The organism is Leifsonia sp. SIMBA_070 (genome assembly GCF_046534635.1).
Classification (GTDB): Bacteria; Actinomycetota; Actinomycetes; order Actinomycetales; family Microbacteriaceae; genus Leifsonia.
Genome location: NZ_JAWRYK010000182.1, coordinates 1 through 278 on the forward strand (window position 1 = coordinate 1; position 278 = coordinate 278).

A 278-nucleotide genomic window follows, 5' to 3' on the forward strand; every position below is an offset into this window, starting at 1 on the left:
GAGGCGCTCGCGGTGCGCAGGCGGCTGCCGATCCTGCGCCAGCGCGCGTTCCTGCACGGCGGCGAGCGCGGCACCTTCGGACGCGACGTCGCGTGGCTGCGCGCTGACGGCAACCTCGTCGAGGAGGAGGACTGGCAGGATCCCGATTTCCGGACCGTCGTAGCGGTGCTCCGCGGGGCCGCGGGCGACCCGTACGGCGAGGCGATCAACGGTGCCGTCGCCATCATCGTGAACCTCGGGGAGGACACCACGGTCGACCTGCCGGCCGGGAACTGGCG

1 pseudogene is annotated in these 278 nt (G+C 73.4%); it reads left to right on the forward strand.

The window, feature by feature from the left end:
* Positions 1-278, forward strand: a pseudogene (locus SB754_RS19925) (glycogen debranching enzyme GlgX); the annotation flags it as partial.